Annotated in this window: 21 protein-coding genes; 12 read left to right on the top strand and 9 right to left on the bottom strand. The window is 68.3% G+C overall.

Annotated elements, in window-relative coordinates; genetic code table 11:
- A complete protein-coding gene (locus A5659_RS26035; protein ID WP_082976189.1) occupies nucleotides 1–1056 on the bottom strand; it encodes a M23 family metallopeptidase in 1056 nt (351 codons plus the stop codon).
- 323 nt (nucleotides 1057–1379) lie between these two features.
- On the opposite strand from A5659_RS26035, the gene sucC reads away from it, so the two are divergent.
- The 3 genes from sucC to A5659_RS26020 all read left to right on the top strand — a co-directional run bounded on the left by sucC (nucleotide 1380) and on the right by A5659_RS26020 (nucleotide 5081).
- On the top strand, nucleotides 1380–2561 hold the full coding sequence (gene sucC / locus A5659_RS26030; protein WP_066877839.1) for an ADP-forming succinate--CoA ligase subunit beta: 1182 nt from the start codon (nucleotides 1380–1382) through the stop codon (nucleotides 2559–2561).
- A gap of 12 nt (nucleotides 2562–2573) precedes the next feature.
- Nucleotides 2574–3476, top strand: a complete 903-nt coding sequence (gene sucD, locus A5659_RS26025; RefSeq protein ID WP_066877837.1) for a succinate--CoA ligase subunit alpha — start codon at nucleotides 2574–2576, stop codon at nucleotides 3474–3476.
- A gap of 81 nt (nucleotides 3477–3557) precedes the next feature.
- Nucleotides 3558–5081 (top strand): acetyl-CoA acetyltransferase, encoded by a 1524-nt coding sequence (locus A5659_RS26020; protein WP_067185285.1) that lies wholly within the window; start codon nucleotides 3558–3560, stop codon nucleotides 5079–5081.
- A gap of 107 nt (nucleotides 5082–5188) precedes the next feature.
- Here A5659_RS26020 and A5659_RS26015 read toward each other — a convergent pair whose 3' ends face one another.
- The gene (locus tag A5659_RS26015) at nucleotides 5189–6037 is read right to left on the bottom strand and encodes an LLM class F420-dependent oxidoreductase (protein ID WP_066866696.1); all 849 of its coding nucleotides are present in this window, start codon (nucleotides 6035–6037) and stop codon (nucleotides 5189–5191) included.
- A 254-nt stretch (nucleotides 6038–6291) separates the two neighbouring features.
- On the opposite strand from A5659_RS26015, the gene A5659_RS26010 reads away from it, so the two are divergent.
- From A5659_RS26010 to A5659_RS25980, 7 genes are all read left to right on the top strand, one after another.
- On the top strand, nucleotides 6292–7203 hold the full coding sequence (locus A5659_RS26010; RefSeq protein WP_066877835.1) for a DUF5336 domain-containing protein: 912 nt from the start codon (nucleotides 6292–6294) through the stop codon (nucleotides 7201–7203).
- A gap of 47 nt (nucleotides 7204–7250) precedes the next feature.
- Nucleotides 7251–8618 carry a DUF6350 family protein gene (locus A5659_RS26005; protein WP_067185282.1) on the top strand — a complete coding sequence of 456 codons (1368 nt, stop codon included), beginning with the start codon at nucleotides 7251–7253 and terminating at the stop codon, nucleotides 8616–8618.
- A gap of 119 nt (nucleotides 8619–8737) precedes the next feature.
- Nucleotides 8738–9385, top strand: a complete 648-nt coding sequence (gene purN, locus A5659_RS26000) for a phosphoribosylglycinamide formyltransferase (RefSeq protein ID WP_066871991.1) — start codon at nucleotides 8738–8740, stop codon at nucleotides 9383–9385.
- Nucleotides 9382–10977 carry a bifunctional phosphoribosylaminoimidazolecarboxamide formyltransferase/IMP cyclohydrolase gene (gene purH / locus A5659_RS25995; RefSeq protein WP_066871988.1) on the top strand — a complete coding sequence of 532 codons (1596 nt, stop codon included), beginning with the start codon at nucleotides 9382–9384 and terminating at the stop codon, nucleotides 10975–10977. Before purN ends, purH begins: the two co-directional genes overlap by 4 nt.
- Nucleotides 10978–11065: 88 nt before the next feature.
- Nucleotides 11066–12460: an ATP-binding protein gene (locus A5659_RS25990; protein WP_066871985.1), complete on the top strand. Its 1395-nt coding sequence runs from the start codon at nucleotides 11066–11068 to the stop codon at nucleotides 12458–12460.
- Nucleotides 12453–14489, top strand: a complete 2037-nt coding sequence (locus tag A5659_RS25985; RefSeq protein WP_082976188.1) for a VWA domain-containing protein — start codon at nucleotides 12453–12455, stop codon at nucleotides 14487–14489. The genes A5659_RS25990 and A5659_RS25985 overlap by 8 nt, the downstream gene beginning before the upstream one ends.
- A gap of 79 nt (nucleotides 14490–14568) precedes the next feature.
- Nucleotides 14569–15417, top strand: coding sequence for an aldo/keto reductase (locus tag A5659_RS25980; protein ID WP_067185278.1), 849 nt, complete (start codon nucleotides 14569–14571; stop codon nucleotides 15415–15417).
- A 9-nt stretch (nucleotides 15418–15426) separates the two neighbouring features.
- Here A5659_RS25980 and A5659_RS25975 read toward each other — a convergent pair whose 3' ends face one another.
- The 7 genes from A5659_RS25975 to A5659_RS25945 all read right to left on the bottom strand — a co-directional run bounded on the left by A5659_RS25975 (nucleotide 15427) and on the right by A5659_RS25945 (nucleotide 24557).
- Nucleotides 15427–16029 (bottom strand): DUF1707 domain-containing protein, encoded by a 603-nt coding sequence (locus A5659_RS25975; RefSeq protein ID WP_066871977.1) that lies wholly within the window; start codon nucleotides 16027–16029, stop codon nucleotides 15427–15429.
- Between the two features lie 133 nt (nucleotides 16030–16162).
- Entirely contained in the window at nucleotides 16163–16942 is a 780-nt protein-coding gene (locus tag A5659_RS25970) for an enoyl-CoA hydratase family protein (protein ID WP_067185275.1), read from the bottom strand.
- Nucleotides 16942–18108 (bottom strand): acyl-CoA dehydrogenase family protein, encoded by a 1167-nt coding sequence (locus tag A5659_RS25965; RefSeq protein WP_067185271.1) that lies wholly within the window; start codon nucleotides 18106–18108, stop codon nucleotides 16942–16944. The genes A5659_RS25970 and A5659_RS25965 overlap by 1 nt, the downstream gene beginning before the upstream one ends.
- A complete protein-coding gene (locus A5659_RS25960; RefSeq protein ID WP_067185268.1) occupies nucleotides 18105–20084 on the bottom strand; it encodes a biotin carboxylase N-terminal domain-containing protein in 1980 nt (659 codons plus the stop codon). Before A5659_RS25960 ends, A5659_RS25965 begins: the two co-directional genes overlap by 4 nt.
- A 5-nt stretch (nucleotides 20085–20089) precedes the next feature.
- The gene (locus tag A5659_RS25955; protein WP_156749383.1) at nucleotides 20090–21679 is read right to left on the bottom strand and encodes an acyl-CoA carboxylase subunit beta; all 1590 of its coding nucleotides are present in this window, start codon (nucleotides 21677–21679) and stop codon (nucleotides 20090–20092) included.
- 2 nt (nucleotides 21680–21681) lie between these two features.
- Complete coding sequence (locus A5659_RS25950) at nucleotides 21682–22830, bottom strand: acyl-CoA dehydrogenase family protein (RefSeq protein WP_067185265.1); 1149 nt, start codon at nucleotides 22828–22830, stop codon at nucleotides 21682–21684.
- Nucleotides 22827–24557, bottom strand: a complete 1731-nt coding sequence (locus A5659_RS25945; protein ID WP_067185261.1) for an acyclic terpene utilization AtuA family protein — start codon at nucleotides 24555–24557, stop codon at nucleotides 22827–22829. Before A5659_RS25945 ends, A5659_RS25950 begins: the two co-directional genes overlap by 4 nt.
- 286 nt (nucleotides 24558–24843) lie before the next feature.
- Here A5659_RS25945 and rpmF point away from each other — a divergent pair, with 286 nt between their 5' ends.
- Both rpmF and mprA read left to right on the top strand, forming a co-directional pair.
- Complete coding sequence (rpmF, locus tag A5659_RS25940; protein ID WP_003872812.1) at nucleotides 24844–25017, top strand: 50S ribosomal protein L32; 174 nt, start codon at nucleotides 24844–24846, stop codon at nucleotides 25015–25017.
- Between the two features lie 115 nt (nucleotides 25018–25132).
- The gene (gene mprA / locus A5659_RS25935) at nucleotides 25133–25819 is read left to right on the top strand and encodes a two-component system response regulator MprA (protein ID WP_067185258.1); all 687 of its coding nucleotides are present in this window, start codon (nucleotides 25133–25135) and stop codon (nucleotides 25817–25819) included.
- The last annotated feature ends 16 nt before the right edge of the window (nucleotides 25820–25835 follow it).

Below are 25835 nucleotides of genomic sequence, written 5' to 3'. Positions count from 1 at the left end.
TCAGCCAGCGTAGTTGCCGACGCTGAGACCACGCTTAGCGAGCCACGGCACCGGATCGATCCGCTCGGTGCCGCCCTGGAGGACCTCGAAATGCAGGTGCGGGCCGGTGGAATTGCCCCGATTGCCCATGGTGGCGATCTGGTCGCCGGCCATCACGCGCTCACCGACGCTGACCAACGCGGTGTTGATGTGACCGTAGAGCGTGACCGTGCCGTCGGCGTGGCGCAGCTTGACCAGCATGCCGTAGCCGCCGGCCGGACCGGCGTCGATGACGACGCCGTCGGACACCGCGTAGATCGGGGTGCCGATCGAGTTGGCCAGGTCGATGCCGGCGTGCAGCACTCCCCAGCGGTAGCCGAAGTTGGAAGTGAAGATGCCTTTGGTCGGCATCACGTAGAGCGGTTGGGACAACCGGGCCTCGCGCTGAGCGCGGTCGTTGGCGAAGGCGACGCCCTTGGCCAGCTCCTGGTTGTGCAGCGCGGCGGTGGCCGCGGGCTCCGCCGCGATCACCTGGGGGCCGCGGACGGTGTTGCTGCCGCCCGCGCCGCCGGTGAGCGCGGAGGCGTTCGCGGTCAGCACCGCGTCGGTCTTAGGGGTGTCGGCGTGGCTGGTGGCCGTGTGCGCGGCCGCGGCGGCGGCGCCGGCGGCCATCGCCGAGATCAGCAGGCGGCCCCGGGCCGCGCTGGTCGGTTGCTTGCGGTGCTGTCCGCCGCGCCGCGCGACGCCGACGACGTCGGTGACGTGTGGGCGATCGAGGCGCCGCTCGGTGCGGGGCTCGATGACCACCCGCGGCAGCACCTCGGTGACGGGCGCCGCCAGCCATGCCGGGCGCAGGTCGTCCGCGTCGTGCAGGTCGTCGAGTTCGGGCGCCAGCAGCACCTGTGCTTCGTTGTCGAACGTCGAGTCATTGCTGAAGTCCAGGTCGCCGAGATCGCCGGCGTCGTCGCTGAATTCGAAGTCGTCGAAATCGAAGCCGTCGAGCGGGAGGATTTCGGTGACTTCGGTGCGGTGCGGGGCTTCCGCCCACCGGGCGCCGGCCGCGCGACCAACCCTCACGACGCCCTCAGTTACGGCAGAAGGCCGGGCAAAACGGTGCTGGGACAACCTGAAATGTCCTCGTATCGTGACCATAACGTTATCTGGACCCTAGGAAGGTATCCGCTAACGCGCGGAACTGGCAACCTCGTCGCAGAATCCGGGCGGAATTGTGATTTGGATCACGCGGACGGTCAACCCATAGCTCGTGAGCTGTGCCACATCGGCGGACGCGGCGGTCAAAGGCATTTGAGGGGTGGATACAGTTCGTCCGTGCGAGTTGCCGAGTGCGGCACCGCCCACCAAGAGGCCTAGTAGTTGAGTCGAGCGAAGACAGAGAGTCCATGGACCTTTTCGAGTATCAAGCAAAAGAATTGTTCGCCAAGCACAACGTACCGACTACGCCGGGACGCGTGACCGACACGGCCGAGGGCGCTCGCGAGATCGCCACCGAGATCGGTCGCCCGGTGATGGTCAAAGCGCAGGTGAAGGTCGGCGGGCGCGGCAAGGCGGGTGGCGTCAAGTACGCGGCGACGCCCGAGGACGCCTACGAGCACGCCAAGAACATCCTCGGCCTGGACATCAAGGGCCACGTGGTGAAGAAGCTGCTGGTCGCCGAGGCCAGCGACATCGCCGAGGAGTACTACATCTCCTTCCTGCTCGACCGCGCCAACCGCACCTACCTGGCCATGTGCTCGGTCGAGGGCGGCATGGAAATCGAGGAGGTGGCCGCCACCAAGCCGGAGCGGCTGGCCAAGGTTCCGGTGGACGCCGTCAAGGGCGTCGACCTGGCGACCGCGCGGTCCATCGCCGAGCAGGGCCACCTGCCCGCCGAGGTGCTGGACGCCGCCGCGGTCACCATCAACAAGCTGTGGGAGGTCTTCGTCGCCGAGGACGCCACCCTGGTCGAGGTCAACCCGCTGGTGCGCACTCCCTCCCGCGGTGAGGACGACCCAGGCCAGATCCTGGCGCTGGACGGCAAGGTCACGCTGGACGCCAACGCCGACTTCCGTCAGCCGGGCCACGCCGAGTTCGAGGACCGCGACGCGACCGACCCGCTCGAGCTCAAAGCCAAGGAGCATGACCTCAACTACGTCAAGCTGGACGGCTCCGTCGGCATCATCGGTAACGGGGCGGGCCTGGTCATGTCGACGCTCGACGTCGTCGCCTACGCGGGCGAGAAGCACGGCGGGGTCAAGCCGGCCAACTTCCTCGACATCGGCGGTGGCGCGTCGGCCGAGGTGATGGCCGCGGGCCTCGACGTCATCCTGAACGACAAGCAGGTCAAGAGCGTGTTCGTGAACGTGTTCGGCGGCATCACATCCTGCGACGCCGTCGCCAACGGCATCGTGACCGCGCTGAACATGCTCGGCGACGAGGCCAACAAGCCGCTCGTGGTCCGGCTCGACGGCAACAACGTCGACGAAGGCCGCCGGATCCTGGCCCAAGCCAACCACCCGCTGGTGATCCAGGCCGAGACCATGGACGCCGGTGCCGACAAAGCCGCCGAGCTGGCGAACAAGTAAGGGAACCAAGCTATGTCGATCTTCCTGAACAAGGACTCCAAGGTCATCGTCCAGGGCATCACCGGCGGTGAGGGCACCAAGCACACCGCGCTGATGCTCAAGGCCGGCACCCAGGTGGTGGGCGGCGTGAACGCCCGCAAGGCGGGCACGACCGTGTCGCACGTGGACCCGGTCGGCAAGGACGTCGAGCTGCCCGTGTTCGGCACCGTCGCCGAAGCGATCAAGGAAACCGGCGCCAACGTCTCGGTCGTGTTCGTGCCGCCGAAGTTCGCCAAGGACGCCGTCATCGAGGCCATCGACGCCGAGATCCCGCTGCTGGTCGTCATCACCGAGGGAATTCCGGTGCAGGACAGCGCCTATGCGTGGGCCTACAACGTCGACAAGGGGCAGAAGACCCGCATCATCGGGCCGAACTGCCCGGGCATCATCACCCCGGGCGAGGCGCTGGCCGGCATCACGCCGGCCAACATCAGCGGCCCCGGTCCGGTCGGGCTGGTGTCCAAGTCGGGCACCCTGACCTACCAGATGATGTACGAGCTGCGCGATTTCGGCTTCTCCACCTCGATCGGTATCGGCGGTGACCCGGTGATCGGGACCACCCACATCGACGCCATCGAGGCCTTCGAGAAGGACCCCGACACCAAGGTCATCGTGATGATCGGTGAGATCGGCGGTGACGCCGAGGAGCGGGCGGCCGACTACATCAAGGCCAACGTGTCCAAGCCGGTCGTCGGTTACGTCGCAGGATTCACCGCGCCGGAGGGCAAGACGATGGGCCACGCTGGCGCCATCGTGTCGGGCTCGTCGGGCACCGCGGCCGCCAAGAAGGAGGCCTTGGAGGCCGCCGGCGTCAAGGTCGGCAAGACGCCGTCGGAGACCGCCGCGCTCGCCCGGGAGATCCTGCAGAGCCTGTGAGCAGGGCCGTTCGCGGCCAAATTGGAACACGTTTCAGGTTTCGGTTAGCCTGACGAATTAACACTTGTCAGGAGGCCTGTAATGCCGGTGCATCCCCGCACCCCGGTGCTCGTCGGTGTCGGCCAGTTCACCGAGCGCATCGACGACGCTGACTACCGGGGCATGTCGGCGGTCGACCTCGCGACGGCCGCCGCGCAGGCGGCCCTTGCCGACACGGGCGCCAACGGCGTTGCACACGCCGTCGACACGGTCTTCGGGCTTCGGCAATTCGAGATCTCCGGCCCGATGCCGGCGACGCTCGGCAAGTCGAACAACTACCCGCGCTCGGTGATGAACCGGCTCGGCGGCGACCCAACCCGGGTGGTACTGGAACCGGTCGGCGGGCAGGGGCCGCAGAAGCTCGTCACGGAGGCGGGCAACACCATCGTGGCGGGCGACGCCGACGTGGTGCTGATCATGGGCTCGGAGCCGGGGTCGACGGCGCGCTACTTCGCCAACCGTGACGACAAGCCGGACTTCACCGAAGACGTCGAGGGTCAACTGGAGGATCGCGGTCACCAGATCTCGAGTTACATCGACGAATACACCATCCAGCACGGTTTGACCGGGGCGCCGGTGCAGTACGGGCTGCTCGAGAACGCCCGCCGCGCCCGCCTGGGACGCAGCGTGGCCGACTATCGGCGCGAGATGGCCGAACTGTTCGCCCCAATGTCCAAAGTGGCTGCCAAGAACCCGTTTTCGTCATCGCCGGTCGAGCGGTCGGTCGAGGAGATCATCACGGTCACCGACGACAACCGGATGATCAGTGACCCATACCCCCGGTTGCTCGTCGCCCGAGATCAGGTCAACCAGGGCGCGGCGGCGGTGCTGATGTCCGTGGAAGCCGCGACCCGCCTCGGTGTGGCGCAAGACAAATGGGTTTACCTGCACGGCCACTCCGACATGGTCGAGCAGGCGATGCTCGACCGCGTCGACCTCGGGGCCAGCCCGGCGGCGGTCCACGCGGCCCGAGAAGCGTTGCGGTTAGCGGGAATTGGCGTTGACGACATCGCCACCTTTGATCTGTACAGCTGCTTCCCGTTCCCGGTCTTCGTCATCTGCGAAGCTCTCGGCATCGACGGCGACGACCCGCGCGGTCTGACCTTGACCGGCGGATTGCCGTACTTCGGCGGCCCCGGCAACAGCTACTCCCTGCACGCTATCGCCGAGACGGTCGCGCAGATGCGGGACAGGCCAGGGCAGTTCGGCCTCGTCGGCGCCAACGGCGGGATCATGAGCAAGTACTCCGTCGGCATCTACTCGACCACACCTGTGGACTGGCGCACCGACAACTGTGCGGAGCTGAACAAGCAGGTTGAAGCGCTGCCCAAGGTCAACGTCACCAAAACGCCCGACGGTGAAGCGACGATCGAGACGTACTCCGTGCGCTACGACTGGCCGGTCCGGACCGGCATCATCGTCGGCAGGCTCGAGACGGACAACACGCGATTCATGGCGACGACCGACGACGAGGATCTGGTCGCGTTGATGTGCGACGGCGATCCGCTCGGTGCGGATATCTCGGTGTGGTCGACCGGTAACGGTAACCGCGCGTCGCTGCGTTAGCGGCTGTCGCCGTCGCGACACATAAACCACGCACCCGACACGCCGTCACGCGTCGCACTGGTTTAAGTCTCGGCGTTCACGGGCTCGGCGACACGCCTGGCCTGGGGTCAGACCAGGGCGGCGAGCTTGCCGGCCAAGCGCTCGACGTAGGCGGCGACCTCGTCCTCGGATTTGTCCGGCAGTCCGAACAGCACCTCGGTCACGCCGAGCTCGGCCCACTTGGCCAGCTTCTCGGGCACCGGCTTGAAGTCCAGCGCCACGATCTGCGGGGCACCGTCGCGGCCCGCGGCCGCCCAGGTGTCCTGCAGCAACTTGACCGGCTCGTCGATGTCGAAGTCGCGCGGGGTGGTGATCCAGCCGTCGGCGCTGCGGGCGATCCACTTGAAGTTCTTCTCGGTGCCCGCCGCGCCGACCAGCACCGGGACGTGCGGCTGCACGGGCTTGGGCCAGGCCCAGCTGGGACCGAACTTGACGAACTCGCCATCGTAGGAGGCTTCTTCTTCGGTCCACAGCGCCCGCATCGCCTCGAGGTACTCGCGCAGCATCGTGCGGCGCCGGCCCGGCGGCACATTGTGGTCGGCGAGTTCGTCGGTGTTCCAGCCGAACCCGACGCCCAGGCTGACCCGTCCGCCGGACAGGTGGTCAAGGGTGGCAATACTTTTCGCCAACGTGATCGGGTCGTGTTCGACGGGAAGAGCCACCGCGGTGGACAGCCGCACCCGCGAGGTGACCGCGCACGCCGCGCCCAGGCTCACCCAGGGGTCTAGTGTCCGCATGTAGCGGTCGTCGGGCAGCGACTCGTCCCCGGTGGTGGGGTGAGCCGCCTCGCGCTTCACCGGAATGTGGGTGTGTTCTGGCACGTAGAAGGTCGTAAAGCCGTGGTCGTCGGCGAGCTTCGCGGCCTTCGCCGGGGAGATGCCACGATCGCTGGTAAAAAGCACAAGCCCGTAATCCATGGGGTGAATTAGAACGTGTTCTACCTCCGCTGGGCAAGCCGTCGTGACACGGACCGTCTCGCGAGCAGGTTGCGGGCCCGCCGATGCGGACGTCACCGAGCAAGCCGGTGGCAGCGGCACGGGCTGCCGCACGTGCGCTAGCGTGGGTGATCGACCGCGTCGCTAACGCAGCGAGGCGCCTGGAAGCACAGCGTTGCACTGCAACTGTGGCGACCGCTAGGCAGTTCAAGGCACTGGAAGCAACAGGAGGAGCCATGACCTACTCTCCCGGAAGCCCGGGCTATCCACCGGCGCAACCCGGCGGCGCCTATGCGGGCGGCACACCGTCCTTCGCCAAGGACGACCACGGAACGAGCAAGCTGCCGTTCTACCTGAACATCGCGGTGGTGGTTCTCGGTCTGGCCGCCTACCTCCTGAACTTCGGCCCCACCTTTACCATCGGCGCCGACCTCGGCCCGGGCATCGGTGGCCGCGCCGGTGACGCCGGCACCGCGGTCGTGGTTGCCGTGCTGGCGGCGCTGCTCGCCGGGCTCGGCCTGCTGCCGAAGGCCAGGAACTACGCGGGAGTCGTCGCGGTCATCGCGGTGCTGGGTGCCTTGCTCGCCATCACCGAGACGATCAACCTGCCCGCCGGTTTCTCGATCGGCTGGGCGATGTGGCCGCTGGTGGCGGCCGTCGTGCTCCAGGCGATCGCCGCCGTCGTCGTGGTCCTGCTGGACTCCGGGGTGATCACCGCCCCGGCGCCGCGGCCCAAATACGACCCGTACGCGCAGTATGGCCAGTACGGGCAATACGGCCAATACGGTCAGCAGCAGCCCTACTACGGTCAGCAGCCGGGCGGCCAGCAGCACGGCGGGCAGCAGCAGTCGCCGCAGGGCTACGGTTCGCAGTACGGCGGCTATTCGCCGAGCGCGGCGCCCACCCAGAGCGGCGCTCCGACCGGCGGTTTCGGCGCTCAGCCCTCGCCGCAGTCCGGACCGCAACCGTCCGCGCAGCAGCACGGCTCGAACACGCCGCCCACCGGCTTCCCCAGCTTCAGCCCCCCGCCCAACGTTGGCGGATCGGACTCCTCGGCGACGGCAAACTTCTCCGAGCAGGGTGGGGGCCAGCAGTTCGGCCACGAGCAGCAGTCGCCGTCGTCACCGTCTGGGCCAGCGCCCTCCTAACCGTGCGCTGTCGCGCCTAGTCGGGGACGTGCCCCAGAGTGACACGGGTGGAGGACAACCGGGCAGCGGGCGCTCGCCAGGCGCGTGACCTCGTCAGGGTCGCGTTCGCCCCCGCGGTGGTGGCGTTGGTCATCATCGCCGCGGTCACGCTGATCCAGTTGTTGATCGCCAACAGCGACATGACCGGCGCGCTGGGCGCCATCGCCAGCATGTGGCTGGGCGTGCACCAGGTACCGGTCTCGATCGGCGGTCGCGTGCTCGGGGTGATGCCGCTGCTGCCGGTCCTGTTGATGGTCTGGGCCACCGCGCGCAGCACCGCCCGGGCCACGACGCCCTACTCGTCGTGGCTGGTCGTCCGCTGGGTCGTCGCCTCGGCGCTGGGCGGCCCGTTGTTCCTGACGGCGATCGCCTTGGCGGTCATCCACGACGCATCCTCGGTGATCACCGAGCTGCAAACGCCCAGTGCGCTACGCGCGTTCCTCAGCGTGCTCGCGGTGCATGCCGCCGGCGCCGGCATCGGGGTGTGGTCCCGGGTGGGGCCGCGCGCGCTCGCGGCGGCGTCGCTGCCCTTCTGGCTGGGCGACTCGCTGCGCGCCGCTTCCGCCGGGGTATTGGCGTTGCTCGGGCTCTCCGGCTTCGTGACGGCCGGGTCGCTGGTGGTGCATTGGTCAACCATGCAGGAGCTCTACGGCATCACCGATTCGATCTTCGGCGAGTTCAGCCTCACCGTGCTGTCAATGCTGTACGCGCCCAACGTGATTGTCGGCACCGCGGCAATGGCCGTCGGCTCCAGCGCGCACATCGGATTCGCGACCTTCAGTTCGTTCATCGCGTTCGGTGGTGACATCCCGGCCGTGCCGGTGCTGGCCGCGGTCCCCAGGCCGCCGCTGGGGCCGGTGTGGGTGGCGCTGCTCATCATCGGTGCGTCGTCGGGTGTGGCGGTCGGGCAGCAGTGCGCCCGGCGGGCGCTGCCGTTGCTGGCGGCCGCGGCCAAGCTGCTGGTCGCCGCGGTCGTGGGCGCGCTGGTGATGTCCGTGATCGCGTACGCCGGCAGCGGCCAGCTGGGTAACTTCGGGCACGTCGGCGTCGACCAGGGCGCGTTGCTCGTCGGCGTCTTCTTCTGGTTCGCGGTCGTCGGCGGGATCACGGTGGTGATGACCGGCGGGGTCAGCCGCCGTCCCCGGCGGCCCAAGGTCAAGCCCGCAGCGGCCGCGGCGGCCGAGGAGCCGGCCGACTTCGCGGGCGTCTTCGACGACGAGCCGTCGCCCGACGAGGAGGAGGCGATCCCTGGGGAGGCGGGTGACGCGCTGGATCCGCCCGCGGGCGAGGCCGCCCAACCCGACCCCCCGGTGACCGACACGCCATCCCCGCGCGAGCCCGGACAAGAAGCCACCGAGCGAGATTCCGAGGAATAAGCCTTCCGCCGGCCGCCGCGCGACAATCCGGTTGGCGCCGACGGGGTGCCGAGGTCGATCGCCCGACTCTGCTCACGTCGCTGCACGACCCGCATCGTCGGCGGGCTAGGCTCGCCGATGTGGTCGAACCGCTCCATGTGCCCCCGAACGCACCGGCACGGGTAGTGGTACTGGCGTCGGGCACCGGGTCGCTGCTGAATTCGCTGTTGACCTCCGCCGTCGCGGATTACCCGGCCCGGGTGGTCGCCGTCGGCGCCGACCGCGACTGCCTGGCCACCGAGATCGCCGCGGCCGCGTCCGTGCCCGCCTTCACCGTCCGGCTCGGCGAGCACCCCGACCGCGCCGCCTGGGACGCCGCCATCACCGAGGCCACCGCCGCACACTCGCCCGACCTGGTGGTCTCCGCCGGGTTCATGAAAATCCTTGGGCCGCAGTTCCTTTCACGGTTCTACGGTCGGGTCATCAACACCCATCCGGCGCTGTTGCCGGCGTTTCCGGGTGCGCACGGGGTGGCCGACGCATTGGCCTACGGTGTCAAGGTCACAGGCTGTACGGTGCACCTGGTGGACGCCGGGACGGACACCGGGCCGATTCTGGCGCAGGAATCCGTTCCGGTGCTCGACGGCGACACCGAAGAGACTCTGCACGAACGCATCAAAGTCACCGAACGGAAGCTTCTGGTGGACGTGGTGGCCGCGATCGCAACACGCGGCCTGACCCTGGTCGGGAGAAAAGCGACGATCGGACGAAAGGCGACGAACCGATGAGCACCGACGACTGGCGGGAAGACGCCAAACGGCCGATCCGGCGCGCCCTGATCAGCGTGTACGACAAGACCGGGCTCGTCGACCTCGCCCAGGGACTGGCGGCCGCGGGTGTCGAAATCGTCTCGACCGGATCCACGGCGAAGGTCATTGCCGACAAAGGCATTCCGGTGACCCGGGTCGAGGAGCTGACCGGATTTCCCGAAGTGCTCGACGGCCGGGTCAAGACGCTGCACCCGCGCGTGCACGCGGGCCTGCTGGCGGACCTCCGCAAGCCCGAGCACGCCGCCGCGCTCGAGGAGCTCGGGATCGCGGCGTTCGAGCTCGTCGTCGTCAACCTGTACCCCTTCACCGAGACCGTCGACTCCGGGGCCAGCATCGACGAATGCGTCGAGCAGATCGACATCGGCGGCCCGTCGATGGTGCGGGCCGCGGCGAAGAACCACCCCAGCGTGGCGGTGATTGTCGACCCGCAGGGCTACGACGGAGTGTTGGCCGCGGTACGGTCGGGCGGGTTTAGCCTCGCCGAGCGCAAAAAGCTGGCGTCGCTTGCCTTTCAGCACACCGCCGAGTACGACATCGCCGTCGCGAGCTGGATGGAGTCGACGCTGGCTCCCGAACATCCGCCGACGACTTTCCCGAAGTGGCTGGGCCGCAACTGGCGTCGCTCGGCGATGCTGCGCTACGGCGAGAACCCGCACCAGCAGGCGGCGCTGTACAGCGACCCCGGCGCCTGGCCAGGACTGGCGCAGGCCGAGCAGCTGCACGGAAAAGAGATGTCCTACAACAACTTCACCGATGCGGACGCGGCCTGGCGGGCCGCCTTCGACCACGAAGAGACCTGCGTCGCAATCATCAAGCACGCCAACCCATGTGGCATCGCCATCTCCTCGGAATCGGTCGCGGACGCGCATCGCAAGGCGCACGAATGCGATCCGTTGAGCGCCTTCGGCGGGGTCATCGCGTCCAACACCGAAGTCAGCCTGGAGATGGCCGAATACGTCAGCACCATCTTCACCGAGGTCATCGTCGCCCCCGCCTACGAGCCGGCCGCCCTGGAGGCCTTGACCCGCAAGAAGAACATCCGGGTGCTGGTGGCCTCGGAGCCGCTGACCGGTGGGACCGAGCTGCGGCCGATCAGCGGCGGACTTTTGGTGCAGCAGCGCGACGAGCTCGACGCGCACGGCGACAACCCCGCGAATTGGACTCTGGCCACCGGGTCACCGGCCGATCCGGCGACGCTGGCCGACCTGGTGTTCGCCTGGCGCGTCTGTCGCGCCGTCAAATCGAATGCGATCGTGATCGCCGGCGGCGGAGCCACCATCGGCGTCGGCATGGGTCAGGTGAACCGGGTCGACGCGGCGCGGCTGGCCGTTGAAAGAGGGAATGCGCGCGGCGGCGACCGGGTGCACGGCGCCGTCGCGGCCTCCGACGCGTTCTTCCCGTTCCCCGACGGGCTCGAGACGCTGACCGGCGCCGGGGTGAAGGCGATCGTGCACCCCGGCGGATCGGTGCGCGACGACGAAGTGACCGCGGCGGCCGCCAACGCCGGCATTTCGCTCTATCTGACCGGGGCGCGCCACTTCGCGCACTAGCCACGGTGTGCGCGTGCGACGCGCCTGTCAATAAGCGTCTAGTGAACGCCCTTGGCATGACTCGTCAGAGCGCGCGTCGTAGCGTGGAGTGGTGACGTCACCGAGCAACCTGCCCCGCACCGTCGGCGAGCTGCGCGCCGCCGGTCATCGTGAACGGGGAGTCAAGCAGGAAATCCGCGAAAATCTGCTCGCACGCCTCGCCGAAGGCGGGGATGGCGAAGCCATCTGGCCGGGCATTCTGGGATTCGACGACACCGTGCTGCCGCAACTGGAGCGGGCGCTGATCGCCGGTCATGACTTCGTGCTGCTCGGTGAGCGCGGCCAGGGCAAGACCCGGCTGCTGCGCGCACTGATCGGCCTGCTCGACGAGTGGACGCCGGTGATCGCCGGTGCCGAGCTCGGGGAGCACCCGTACAGCCCGATCACCCCGGAGTCCATCCGCAAGGCCGCCACCCTCGGCGACGACCTGCCCATCGAGTGGCGGCACCGCAGCGAGCGCTACACCGAAAAGCTCGCCACCCCGGACACCAGCGTCGCCGACCTGGTCGGCGACATCGACCCGATCAAGGTCGCCGAGGGCCGCAGCCTGGGCGACCCCGAGACCATCGCCTACGGCCTGATCCCGCGCGCACACCGCGGCATCGTCGCCGTCAACGAGCTGCCCGACCTGGCCGAGCGCATCCAGGTATCGATGCTCAACGTGATGGAGGAGCGCGACATCCAGGTCCGCGGCTACACCTTGCGGCTGCCGCTGGACGTCCTCGTGGTCGCCAGCGCCAACCCCGAGGACTACACCAACCGCGGTCGCATCATCACCCCGCTCAAAGACCGGTTCGGTGCCGAGATCCGCACGCACTACCCGTTGGAACTCGACGCGGAAGTCGGTGTGATCGCGCAGGAAGCGCACCTGTCGGCCCAGGTTCCCGATTACCTGATGCAGGTCATCGCCCGGTTCGCCCGCTACCTGCGGGAGTCCAACTCCGTCGATCAACGCTCCGGGGTGTCGGCGCGGTTCGCGATCGCCGCCGCCGAGACCGTCGCCGCCGCCGCGCGGCATCGGGGCGCGGTGCTGGGGGAGACCGATCCGGTGGCCCGGGTGGTCGACCTGGGCACGGTGATCGACGTGTTGCGCGGCAAGCTGGAATTCGAGTCCGGCGAGGAGGGCCGCGAACAGGCCGTGCTCGAGCACCTGTTGCGCCGGGCGACCGCGGACACCGCGTCGCGGGTGCTCGGCGGCATCGACGTCGGATCCTTGGTTTCCGCGGTGGAGGGCGGTTCGGCCGTGACGACCGGTGAGCGGGTGTCGGCCAAGGACGTACTGGCCGCGGTGCCGAGCCTGCCGGTGGTCGACAAGATCGCGGCCAAGCTCGGGGCGCAGTCGGAAGGCGAACGCGCCGCGGCGCTGGAACTGGCGCTCGAGGCGCTGTATCTGGCCAAGCGCATCGACAAGGTATCCGGGGAGGGTCAAACCGTCTATGGCTAGGTCTGATGGTGACGACCCGCAGCGCCCGGCTACGCCGCGCTCGCCATCGCCACGAGGGCATTCCTCGCGCTACTCGGCGTACACCGGCGGGCCGGACCCGCTGGCCCCGCCGGTGGATCTGCGCGAGGCGCTCGAACAGATCGGCCAGGATGTCATGGCCGGCACGTCGCCGCGGCGCGCACTGTCCGAGCTGCTGCGCCGCGGCACCAAGAACCTGCCGGGCGCGGACCGGCTGGCCGCCGAGGCCAACCGGCGGCGACGGGAGTTGTTGCGGCGCAACAACTTAGACGGGACTCTGCAGGAGATCAAGAAGCTGCTGGATGAGGCCGTGCTGGCCGAACGCAAGGAGTTGGCCCGCGCGCTCGACGACGACGCCCGCTTCGGTGAACTGCAGCTCGATGCGTTGCCGTCATCGCCGGCCAAGGCCGTCCAGGAGCTCTCCGACTACAACTGGCGCAGCGCCGAGGCCCGCCAAAAGTACGATCAGATCAAGGATCTGCTCGGCCGCGAGATGCTCGACCAGCGCTTCGCGGGTATGAAGCAGGCGCTCGAAGGCGCCACCGACGAGGATCGTCAGCGGGTCAATGACATGGTCAATGACCTCAACGAGCTGCTGGACAAGCACGCCCGCGGCGAGGACACCCAGCAGGACTTCGAAGACTTCATGGACAAGCACGGCGAGTTCTTTCCGGAGAACCCGCGCAACGTCGACGAGTTGCTGGACTCGCTGGCCAAGCGCGCCGCCGCCGCGCAGCGGTTCCGCAACAGCCTGAGCGCCGAGCAGCGCGCGGAGCTGGATGCCCTGGCGCAGCAGGCTTTTGGCTCGCCCGCCTTGATGCAGGCGCTGAACCGGCTCGATGCGCACCTGCAGGCGGCGCGACCGGGCGAGGACTGGAGCGGCTCCGAGCAGTTCTCCGGTGACAACCCGTTCGGGATGGGCGAGGGCACCCAGGCGCTGTCCGACATCGCCGAGCTGGAGCAACTGGCCGAGCAGCTCTCGCAGAGCTATCCGGGCGCGACCATGGACGACGTCGACCTCGACGCGCTGGCCCGTCAGCTCGGCGACCAGGCGGCCGTCGACGCCCGAACGCTCGCCGAATTGGAACGCGCACTGGTCAATCAGGGCTTCTTGGACCGCGGTTCCGACGGGCAGTGGCGGCTGTCGCCGAAGGCGATGCGCCGGCTCGGTGAGACGGCGCTACGCGATGTGGCGCAACAGCTTTCCGGGCGACGCGGTGAGCGCGACCACCGGCGCGCGGGCGCGGCGGGCGAACTCACCGGGGCCACTCGGCCCTGGCAGTTCGGTGACACCGAGCCGTGGAACATCTCCCGCACATTGACCAATGCCGTTCTGCGGCAATCGGGAACCGCCACCCTGGACGGACCCGACGGGCGGTTGAAAATCACCGTCGACGACGTCGAAGTCTCCGAGACCGAGACGCGGACCCAGGCCGCGGTCGCGCTGCTGGTCGACACCTCGTTCTCCATGGTGATGGAGAATCGCTGGCTGCCCATGAAGCAAACGGCGCTGGCACTCAACCACCTGGTGTGCACGCGATTTCGTTCGGATGCCTTGCAGATCATCGCCTTTGGCCGCTACGCGCGGACGGTGACCGCCGCCGAGCTCACCGGCCTGGAAGGGGTCTACGAGCAGGGCACCAACCTGCACCACGCGTTGGCGTTGGCGGGGCGCCATCTGCGTCGGCATCCCAACGCGCAGCCCGTCGTGCTGGTGGTGACCGACGGGGAGCCGACCGCGCACCTGGAGGACTTCGACGGTGACGGCGGTTCTGCTGTGTTTTTTGATTACCCACCGCACCCTCGGACCATCGCCCATACCGTGCGCGGCTTCGACGAGATGGCACGCCTGGGCGCCCAGATCACCATCTTCCGGCTGGGCAGCGACCCGGGCCTGGCCCGGTTCATCGACCAGGTCGCCCGACGTGTCGAGGGACGGGTCGTGGTGCCCGATCTCGACGGACTGGGAGCGGCCGTGGTCGGCGACTACCTGCGGTCACGCCGCCGTTAACCCGGGCCTGCGTGGCAATGCCGATGGGGGATTGGTGTTTTCTCGACGGGGTACAGGATTCGGAGAAGGAGGAGACGTAATGAGCCAGGTTCCCACGATCGAACTCAACGACGGCGTCAGCATTCCGCAGCTGGGTTTCGGGGTGTTCCAGATCAAGCCCGACGAGACCGCCGAGGCGGTGAAGACGGCGCTCGAGATCGGATACCGTCACATCGACACGGCCGAAATGTACGGCAACGAAAAGGAAGTGGCGCAGGGCATCCGCGACGCGGGCCTGGACCGCGGTGAGGTCTTCGTCACCAGCAAGCTCAACAATGGATTTCACAAACCCGACGACGCGCGCCGCGCCTTCGACGAGACGCTGAAGAAGCTGGATTCGGACTACGTCGACCTGTTCCTCATCCACTGGCCGCTGCCCACCCTCTACGACGGCGACTTCGTGTCGACGTGGAAGGTCTTCGAAGAGTTCGCGCGGGACGGACGCGCCCGCAGCATCGGTGTGTCCAATTTCCAAGTCGCACATCTGGATCGGCTCGCAGCCGAAACCGACACCGTGCCGTCGGTCAACCAGATCGAGGTGCATCCGTACTTCGGCAACGAACAGGTCCGGGCGTACGGACGCGAGCATGGCATCGCCACCGAGGCATGGGCGCCCATCGCGCAGGGCAAGGTGCTCGACGATCCGGTGATCAACCGCGTCGCGCAGGCCCGCGGCAAGTCGGCGGCGCAGGTGGTGCTGCGCTGGCACATCCAGCGCGGCGACATCGTCTTCCCGAAGTCGGTGACACCGGAGCGGGTCAAGGAGAATTTCCAGTTGTTCGACTTCGAACTGGACGACTCCGACATGGACGCGATCTCGACGCTGGACCAGGGCGAGGCCGGACGCAACGGGCCCAACCCCGACACGTTCGATTACGTGCCCGGCTGAGGGCTACGGCTAGCCGCGTGGCCGTCGGGGCTTGCGGATGATCCCCACACCGCCCCACAGGGAGAAGCCGCGAATGTGCACGGTCGGCGCGCCGGGCGTGCCCTGTCCGTCCACCACGCGGTCGAAGTTTCCCATCACGCCGCGGCCGTGCACCTCGACGTTGACTTCGGGCGGCAGCAAAATGTTTTGCACGCCCATGATCGACATCGCATGGATGTCGACCTCGGTCGAGGTGAAGTCGGCGTAGCGCAGATCGACCACCCCGCTGCCCCACAGGGTGAAGGTGGTGAGCTTCTTCGGAACGTTCCACCGGCCGCGGCGCTCGAAGCCGCTCATCAAGGCCAGCAGTAGCGTCGAGGGCGCCGGATTGGGCTTGCCGCCGCGGCGCGGGCTGATCGGAGCCCCCGGCAGATCAGCCCGCAATTGATCCAGTTCCTCGTACGTCGTGGCCGCATAGGCCCTGGTCAAACGGTCTTCGTAGTCGTTGAGCTGCAAGCGCCCCTGTTCGGCCGCATACGCAAGCAACTGGGCAATCTGGATGCGGTCGGTATCAGCCGCGCGCGACGGCTCGCCGCGCGTGTCCTCCGCATCCCGTTGCGTTGAGTTGCTCATCACCCACGAGCCTACGACGTACAGCTTTTGCTGCAAGAGGATTGGCTAAACTGCAACCTTGCGCCGGCCCGCGCCGCACCGCCGACCGTTCGGCCGGACCCTTTGTTTGACATCTGGCTAACTTCCCGGCTGGCTAACTCGTCCAATTGGGCGCGCGCTTCTCCAGAAACGCCAGCATGCCTTCGCGGGCCTCGTCGGACACGAACAGCCGCGCGGACTCCTCGGCGAGCCGTTCGGCGTCGCGGTCGAACCCTTCCAGCACCGCGGTCGTGGTCAGCGCCTTGGATGCCGCGAGGCCCTGGGGCGAACCACGGCCGATATCGGAGACCAGTTCGTCGACCGCGGCGTCGACGTCGTCGGCGGCAACGGTGATCAGTCCGATCTCGGCCGCCTGGGCGGCGCCGAACTTCTCGCCGGTCAGGTAGTAGCGCGCCGCGGCCCGCGCCGACAGCTTCGGCAGCAGCGTCAACGAGATGATCGCCGGGGCGACGCCGATGCGGGCCTCGGTGAGCGCGAAGGTACTGCGCGGACCCGCGACCGCGATATCGCAGGCGCCCACCAGGCCGAAGCCGCCCGCGCGGACGTGCCCGTCGATGGCGGCGATCACCGGCAGCGGCGAGGAGACGATGGCCCGCATCAAGGCGACCATCTCCCGGGCGCGGGCCACCGCCATGCTGAAGGGATCTCCCCGGCCGGACTCACTCAAATCCGCACCGGCACAGAAGGTTCCACCGGTGTGGCCCAGCACCACGGTCCGTACCGCCGGGTCCGCCGAGGCTTCGCGCAACCCCTGGTGCAATTGGTTGACCAGTGTGGTGGACAGCGCGTTGCGGTTGTGCGGTGAATTCAGGGTCAGCCGCGCATAAGGTCCGCCCGTGTCGGCGGGTCCGGCGTATTCGACGACGGGGTCCATCAGTAGCTTCGGGGCAGGCCCAGCGATGTCTGCGCGACGAAGTTCAGCACCATCTCACGGCTGACCGGGGCGATGCGGCCCAGCCGGGCCGAGGCCAGCATGGCGGCCAGGCCGTACTCCTTGGTCAGTCCGTTGCCGCCCAGTGACTGCACCGCCTGATCCACCGAGCGCGTGGCGGCTTCGGCCGCAGCGTATTTGGCCATGTTCGCGGCCTCGGCCGCGCCCATGTCGTTGCCGGAGTCATAGAGGGTGGCAGCCTTCTGCAGCATCAGCTTGGCCAGTTCGACCTCGATGTGGCACTGCGCCAACGGGTGTGACAGCCCCTGGTGCGCGCCGATCGGCGTGCCCCACACCTGCCGGGTTTTGACGTATTCGGCGGCCCGGCCCAGCGCGTACCGTCCCATCCCGACGGAGCTCGCCGCGCCCATGATCCGTTCGGGGTTCAGGCCGGCGAAAAGCTGTGCAATGGCGGCATCTTCGGCGCCGACGAGCGCGTCGCTGGGCAGCCGCACGTCGTCGAGGAAGACCTGGAACTGCCGTTCGGGGCTGATCAGTTCCATTTCGATCGGGGTGTAGGTGAAGCCGGGCGCGTCGGTGGGCACCACGAACAGTGCGGGGCGCAGCTTGCCGGTCTTGGCCTCCTCGGTGCGGGCCACCACCAGCACCGCCTGCGCCTGGTCGATGCCGGAGATATAGACCTTCTGGCCCTTCACGATCCAGTCGCCGCCGTCCCGGCGGGCGGTCGTGGTGATCTTGTGCGAGTTGGAGCCGGCGTCGGGCTCGGTGATGGCGAACGCCATCGTCAGCGTCCCATCGGCGATGCCGGGGATCCAGCGCTTCTTCTGCTCCTCGGTGCCGAACTTGCTGATGATGGTGCCGTTGATGGCGGGCGAGACCACCATCAGCAGCAGCGCGCTGCCCGCGGCCGCCATCTCCTCCATGACCAGCGACAGCTCGTACATTCCGGCGCCGCCACCGCCGTACTCCTCCGGCAGGTTCACCCCGAGGAAGCCGAGTTTGCCTGCCTCCAACCACAATTCGTCGGTGTGTTCCTGTGCGCGGGCCTTGCGTAGGTAGTACTCGCTGCCGTAGTTGGCTGCCCAGGCCGCCACCGACTTGCGCAGGGCCTGACGCTCCTCGCTCTCGATGAAGCTGGTATCGGTCATGCTGAATCCCCTTCTGATTGTGGCGCTTCCACTCTTGCCAGCACAGCGCCCACTTCGACTTGCTGACCGGTCTTGACGTTGAGTTCGGCGAGCACCCCGTCCACCGGGGCGGCGATGGTGTGTTCCATCTTCATGGCCTCCAGCCAGATCAGCGGCTGGCCGGCGGTGACCGTATCGCCGATCGCGGCACCGAGCCGGATCACGCTGCCCGGCATCGGCGCCACCAGCGAGCCCTTTTCGACGGTCGAGCCGGGCTCGGGGAAACGCGGCTGCGCGGTCAAATGCACCGGCCCGCGCGCCGAATCGACGTAGACGTCGGCATCGTAGCGCCGCACCGAGAAGCCGTGCTCGACGCCGTCCACCCGCAGCACGACGGCTTTCGCCGTGGCCGACACCAGCTGCACCGACGGGTCGTCGGGAAGCGTCAAACCGGTTCTGGTGAAGCGATATTGGACCCTGATCTCGTCGCCCGCGTCGTCGTGATAGTCCCTGACCTGGTAGACCGACGGCAGGTTGCGCCAGCCGCTGGGAACGGCGCGCAGCACCGGCGCCACGGCCCGGTTATGCGCGGCGTCGGCGAGTGCCGCGGCGATGGCGGACAGTCGGACCACCGCGGCATCGCCCAGCGGCGCCGCGAGGCGGGCCAGGTCGTGGGTATCGAAAAACGCTGTGTCGGTCGCACCGTCGAGGAATGCGGGATGCCGCAGCACGTTCACCAAAAGGTCCCGGTTGGTGCGTACGCCGTGCACGCGGGCGCGCGCCAGCGCGTCGGCGAGCACCAGCGCGGCCTGGCGTCGCGTCGGGGCGTAGGAGATGACCTTGGCCAGCATGGGGTCGTAGTGGATCGAGACCGTGAACCCGTGGACGATGCCCGAATCCAGCCGGATCCCGGTCCGGTGCCCCAGGGAACCGAACTCCGCCCGAACCGAGGGCACCTCGAAGCCGCGGACCAGACCGGCCTGCGGCTGCCAGTTCTTGGCGGGGTCCTCGGCGTAGAGCCGGGCCTCGATCGAATGCCCTTGCGCGGCAGGAGGGTCCGAGTCCAGGCGGGCGCCGTCGGCGACGGCGAGCTGCAGCTCGACCAGATCGAGTCCGGTGGTCTCTTCGGTCACCGGGTGTTCGACCTGTAGCCGGGTGTTCATCTCGAGAAAGTAGAACTCGCCGTCGTCGTCGGCGAGGAACTCCACCGTCCCGGCGCCGGTGTAGCCGATGGCTTCGGCGGCCAACCGGGCCGCGTCGAACAGCTTGGCGCGCATGCCCGGTGTGCGCTCCACCAACGGCGAGGGCGCCTCCTCGATGATCTTCTGGTGGCGGCGCTGAATCGAGCATTCGCGTTCGCCGACCGCCCACACCGTGCCATGGGTGTCGGCCATGATCTGGACCTCGATGTGGTGTCCGGTGGGCAGGTAGCGCTCGCAGAACACCGTCGGGTCCCCGAAGGCGGACTGGGCTTCGCGGCGCGCCGCCTCCACTTCAGCTGGCAGGGCGGACAATTCGCGCACCACCCGCATGCCGCGTCCGCCGCCGCCCGCGGAGGCCTTGACCAGCACCGGCAGCTGCGCCTCGGTGACGGTGTCGGGGTCGAGCTCGTCGAGCACGGGCACCCCGGCCGCGGCCATGAGTTTCTTGGACTCGATCTTGGAGCCCATCGCGCGCACCGCATCCACCGGCGGGCCGATCCACGTCAGGCCGGCGTCGGCGACGGCGGCCGCGAAGTCGGCGTTCTCCGAGAGGAATCCGTAACCGGGGTGGATCGCGTCGGCGCCCGCGGCGCGGGCGGCGGCGATGATGGCCTGCGCGTTGAGGTAGTCGTTGGTCTTGTCCAGCCGCACCCGGGCGTCGGCCTCGGCGACGTGCGGGGCGCCGGCGTCGGGTTCGGTGTAGACGGCGACGGTGGTTAAGCCGAGCCGGCGGCAGGTGGCGAACACCCGCCGCGCGATCTCACCGCGGTTGGCGACCAGTACTCGAGTGACCATGGGGCTCACATCCGGAAGACGCCGAAGTTCGACGTCCCCTTGATCGGGCCATTGGCGATGGCGGACAAACAGATTCCCAAGACGGTGCGGGTATCTCGCGGGTCGATCACCCCGTCGTCGTAGAGCATCCCGGACAACACCAGCGGCAGCGACTCGGCTTCGATCTGGCCCTCGACCGCGGCCCGCATCGCCGCGTCGGCCTCCTCGTCGACCTGCTGGCCGCGCGCCTCGGCGGCCGCACGGGCCACGATCGACAGCACACCCGACAACTGGGCGCCGCCCATCACCGCGGACTTCGACGTCGGCCAGGCGAACAGGAACCGCGGATCGTAAGCGCGCCCGCACATGCCGTAGTGGCCCGCGCCATAGGAGGCGCCGATCAGCAGCGAGATGTGCGGGACCGTGGAGTTGGACACGGCGTTGATCATCATCGAGCCGTGCTTGATCATCCCGCCCTCTTCATAGTCCTTGCCCACCATGTAACCGGTGGTGTTGTGCAGGAACAGCAGCGGCGTGTCGGACCGGTTGGCCAGCTGGATGAACTGGGTGGCTTTCTGCGACTCCTCGCTGAACAACACGCCGCGCGCGTTGGCCAGGATGCCGATCGGATACCCGTGCAGCCGGGCCCAGCCCGTCACCAGCGACGAGCCGTACAGCGGCTTGAATTCGTCGAACTCGGAACCGTCGACGATGCGGGCGATCACTTCGCGGGGATCGAACGGGATCCGCAGATCCGCGGGCACGATGCCGATGAGTTCCTCGGTGTCGAACAGCGGCTCGGTGACCGGCTTGGGTGTCGGCCCGTGCTTGGCCCAGTTCAACCGGGCCACGATGCGGCGGCCGATGCGGATCGCGTCGAGTTCGTCGACGGCGAAGTAGTCGGCCAAACCGGAGACGCGGGCGTGCATTTCGGCGCCGCCGAGTGACTCGTCGTCGGATTCCTCGCCGGTGGCCATCTTCACCAGCGGGGGACCGGCCAGGAAGACCTTGGAACGTTCCTTGATCATCACCACGTGATCCGACATGCCCGGGACGTAGGCACCGCCCGCGGTGGAGTTGCCGAATACCAGTGCGATGGTGGGGATTCCGGCCGCTGAGAGCCGGGTGAGGTCGCGGAACATCCGCCCGCCGGGGATGAAGATCTCCTTCTGCGTGGGCAGATCCGCGCCGCCGGACTCCACCAGCGAGATCACCGGGAGCCGGTTCTCGAAGGCGATCTGGTTGGCTCGCAGGATCTTCTTCAGGGTCCACGGGTTGCTGGTGCCGCCTTTGACCGTCGGGTCGTTGGCGACGATCATGCATTCGACGCCTTCGACCACCCCGATGCCGGTGACCGTGCTGGCGCCGACCTTGAAGGCGCTGCCCCAGGCCGCCAGCGGGCTCAGTTCCAGGAACGGCGAATCCTGGTCGACCAGGGATTCGATGCGTTCGCGTGCCGTCAGCTTGCCCCGGTCATGGTGACGCTCAACGTATTTGGCCCCGCCCCCGGCCAGCGCGTTGGCCAGCTCGGTATCGATCTCCTCGAGTTTCGCAATAGCCGCCGACGCCGCGTCGGCGAAGGCGGTGGCATCGGCATCGAGGGTGGACTGCAGCACGGTCATGATTGGAATCCCAGCAGTTTGGCGGACAGTGCGGTCAGGATTTCGGTGGTTCCGCCGCCGATGCCCAGGATCCGCATGTCCCGATATTGGCGTTCGACCTCGGACTCGGCCATGTAGCCCATGCCGCCGAACAACTGGACGGCTTGGTTGGCCACCCATTCGCCGGCCTCGACGGCGGTGTTCTTGGCGAAACACACCTGCGGAATCAGGTTGGTCTCGCCGGCGAGTTGCTGCTCCACCACGTGGCGCGAGTAAACCCTGGCGACGTCGATGCGACGCGCCATCTCGGCCAACGTGTTTTGCACCGACTGCCGCGATATCAGTGGGCGGCCGAATGTTTCGCGGTCGCGACACCATTGGACCGTCAGATCCAGGCAGCGCTGGGCGCTCGAATAGGCCTGTGCGGCAAGGCCGATGCGCTCGGAGACGAAGGCCTGGGCGATCTGGGCGAACCCGCTGTTCTCAGGGCCGACCAGGTTGGTGACCGGCACGCGGACGTCGGTGTAGGACAGCTCGGCCGTGTCCGAGGAACGCCAACCCATCTTGTCCAGCTTGCGGCTCACCTCGAAGCCGGGCGTCCCCTTCTCGACCACCAGCAGCGAAACCCCGCCCGCCCCAGGGCCTCCGGTGCGTACCGCGGTTACCACGTAGTCGGCGCGGACCCCGGAGGTGATGTAGGTCTTGGCGCCGTTGACGATGTAGTGGTCACCATCGCGCACCGCGGAGGTGCGCAGGTGCCCGACGTCGGAACCGCCGCCCGGCTCGGTGATGGCCAGCGAGCCGATCTTCTCGCCGGCCAGTGTCGGCCGGACGAACTCCTCGATGAGCCGCTGATCGCCCGAGGCGATCATGTGCGGCACCGCGATGCCGCAGGTGAACAACGACGCGAACACGCCGCCCGGGGCCCCGGCCTGATGCATCTCCTCGCAGATGATCACCGCGTCGGCGCCGTCGCCGCCACCGCCGCCAACCGATTCGGGGAAGCCCGCACCCAGCAGCCCGGCGTCCCCGGCGCTGCGGTGCAATTCGCGCGGCAGCTCGCCGCTGCACTCCCACTCGTCGACGCGGGGCAGGATCTCGCGTTCCGCGAACGAGCGCACCGTCTTTCGCAGCTGTTCGCGCTCGGGTGTGGTCCAAAGGTTCACAGCAGACTCTCCGGGATGTCGAGGTAGCGGCCGCGGAGCCATTCGCCCAGCCCCTTGGCCTGGGGGTCGAATCGGGCCTGGTAGGCGACGCCCTGGCCGAGGATGCCGTCGATGACGAAGTTGACCGCTCGCAGATTCGGCAGCAGGTGACGCGTCACGCCGAAGTCGGCCGCTTCCGGCAGCAGTTCTCCGAGCAGCTCGACGGTCAACGTGTTGGCCAGCCATCGGAATTGCTCGTCGGTGCGTACCCACACCCCGATGTTGGCGGAGCCGCCCTTGTCGCCGCTGCGCGCGCCGGCGATGCGGCCCAGCGGCACGCGCCGGGTCGGCCCGTCCGGCAGGGGTTCGGGAAGCGGTGGCTCAGCGGCGGGGGAGAGCTCCAAAGTGTCCGTGGCGCAAGGGATGTGGACGCGGGTGCCGTCGGCGTGTACCGCAACGTGCGGTACCTGATCGGCGGCGACGTAGCCCGGGGTGAACACGCCGTAGACCTGGCCGTCAGCCGGGGGTGCGGTGACGTGGAATCCCGGATAGCTGGCCAACGCCAATTCGACGGCAGCCGAAGAGAATTGGCGTCCCACGTTGGCGGGGTCGGGGTCGCGCACGACGCAGTGCAGCAGCGCACTGGCGGCTTCCTCGGTGTCGGCGTCCGGGTGGTCGGTGCGTGCCAAAGTCCACTGCAGTTCGGCGGGCTTGACGGTGAGCGCGGCGTCGAGTTGTTGGCGCACCAGGTCGGCCTTGGCCTCGATATCCAGGCCGGTCAGCACGAACGTCATCGAGTTGCGGAACCCGCCGATGCTGTTCATCGACACTTTGTAGGTGGGCGGCGGGGCCTCGCCACGCGCACCGCTGATGCGCACCCGATCCGGCCCGTCGGACGACAGCTCGACGCTGTCCATCCGGGCGGTCACGTCGGGGTTGGCGTAGCGCGCCCCGGTGATCTCGTAGAGCAGCTGCGCGGTGACGGTGTCGACGCTGACCAGGCCGCCGGTGCCCGGGTGCTTGGTGATCACCGAGGATCCGTCGGCGTGGACCTCGGCGAGCGGGAAGCCGGCGTGGGTCAACTCGGGAACCTCGGTGAAGAACGAGTAGTTACCGCCGGTGGCCTGGACCCCGCACTCGATGACATGGCCCGCGACCACCGCGCCGGCGAGCGCGCCGTAGTCGGTGCGACCCCACCCGAAGTGCGCAGCGGCCGCCCCGACGATCACCGAGGCGTCGGTGACGCGGCCGGTGACGACGACGTCGGCGCCGTCGACCAGGCAGTCGACGATGCCCCAGGCGCCCAGGTAGGCGTTCGCCGTCAACGGACTGCCCAGGCCGAGGTCGGCGGCACGTGACAACAGGTCGTCACCCTCCACGTGGCCGACCCGCGCGTCGATGCCCAGCCGCTGCGCCAGCGCGCGTATCGCGTCGGCCAGCCCGGATGGATTGAGGCCGCCGGCGTTGGCGACGATGCGGACCCCCCGGTCGCGGGCCTCGCCCAGGCAGTCCTCGAGCTGGGTCAGAAAGGTCTTGGCATAGCCGCGCTCGGGATGCTTCATCCGGTCGCGGCCCAGGATCAGCATGGTGAGTTCGGCGAGGTAGTCGCCGGTCAGGTAGTCGACTTCGCCGCCGGTGAGCATCTCGCGCATGGCCGACAGCCGGTCGCCGTAGAAGCCCGAGCAGTTCGCAATCCGGACGGCGCCGGAGCTGCCCAGGGCGCCAGCGGCGCCGGAAGCAGAGGCCATGCCTGTCCTCCATTCGGGGATTCACCGGGTCGGACCTACCAACCAACCGGTAGGTTAGCGGGTGCCGTCGGTGTCACGTCAAGGATCCCACTTTGGAGGCGCCCGCCCTGGCGCGCCCAGCGGGCGGCCACTCGGCGGGCGGGCGTGCATTTTGGCCACAAGCGGACCAGCGACTATCCTGATGTGCGATCGTCGCCCGTTCGGCTCACCAGCCACGCCGCGCGACATGCCGAACTGCAAGTCCCACGTCGAATTACCGAAGCAACACGAGGAGTTAGGCCCGACCATGGCCGTACCCAAGCGCAGAATGTCGCGCGCGAACACCCGTAGCCGGCGCGCGCAGTGGAAGGCCGAGAAGACCGAACTCGTCGGTGTCACGGTCGCAGGTCAGCGCCACAAGGTGCCCCGGCGGCTGCTCAAGGCGGCCCGCCTCGGTCTGATCGACCTCGACCGCCGCTAGCCCAAATGGCGGCGGCCCACGGCGCCCGGCTTCGCCGCGCTTGTGACCGCCGCTTGCCCCGAACGGCGGCGCGCCTCTCAGGTCCGTCTCAGGCGGTGGGACGAAACTAGGGGTCGTGCGAATACTGGTCGTCGACGACGATCGCGCTGTGCGCGAATCGCTGCGTCGGTCCTTGTCCTTCAACGGCTACTCCGTCGAGCTGGCCCATGACGGGGTCGAGGCCCTCGAAAGGATCGCCAGCGATCGTCCCGACGCGCTCGTCCTCGATGTGATGATGCCGCGCCTGGACGGCCTCGAGGTGTGCCGTCAGCTCCGCAGCACCGGTGACGATCTCCCCATCCTCGTGCTCACCGCCCGCGATTCGGTGTCCGAGCGGGTCGCCGGGCTCGACGCAGGCGCCGATGACTATCTGCCGAAGCCGTTCGCCCTGGAAGAACTGCTAGCCCGGATGCGTGCACTGCTGCGCCGGACCAAGCCGGAGGACGACGCCGAATCCGTGGCGATGACGTTCTCCGACCTGACGCTGGACCCGATGACCCGCGAGGTCACCCGCGGCCTGCGCCGAATCAGCCTGACCCGCACCGAGTTCGCGCTGCTGGAGATGCTGATCGCCAATCCGCGCCGAGTGCTCACCCGCAGCCGCATCCTCGAAGAGGTGTGGGGATTCGACTTTCCCACTTCGGGCAACGCGCTGGAGGTCTATGTCGGCTACCTGCGGCGCAAGACCGAAGCCGATGGTGAGCCGCGGCTGATCCACACCGTGCGCGGGGTTGGATACGTCCTGCGGGAGACGCCACCGTGACGATGCGGGTCCACCG

Origin of the sequence: Mycobacterium sp. 1165196.3 (assembly GCF_001673415.1) — a bacterium.
GTDB lineage: Bacteria > Actinomycetota > Actinomycetes > Mycobacteriales > Mycobacteriaceae > Mycobacterium > Mycobacterium europaeum_A.
This window is presented reverse-complemented; position numbering and strand designations above follow the sequence as displayed.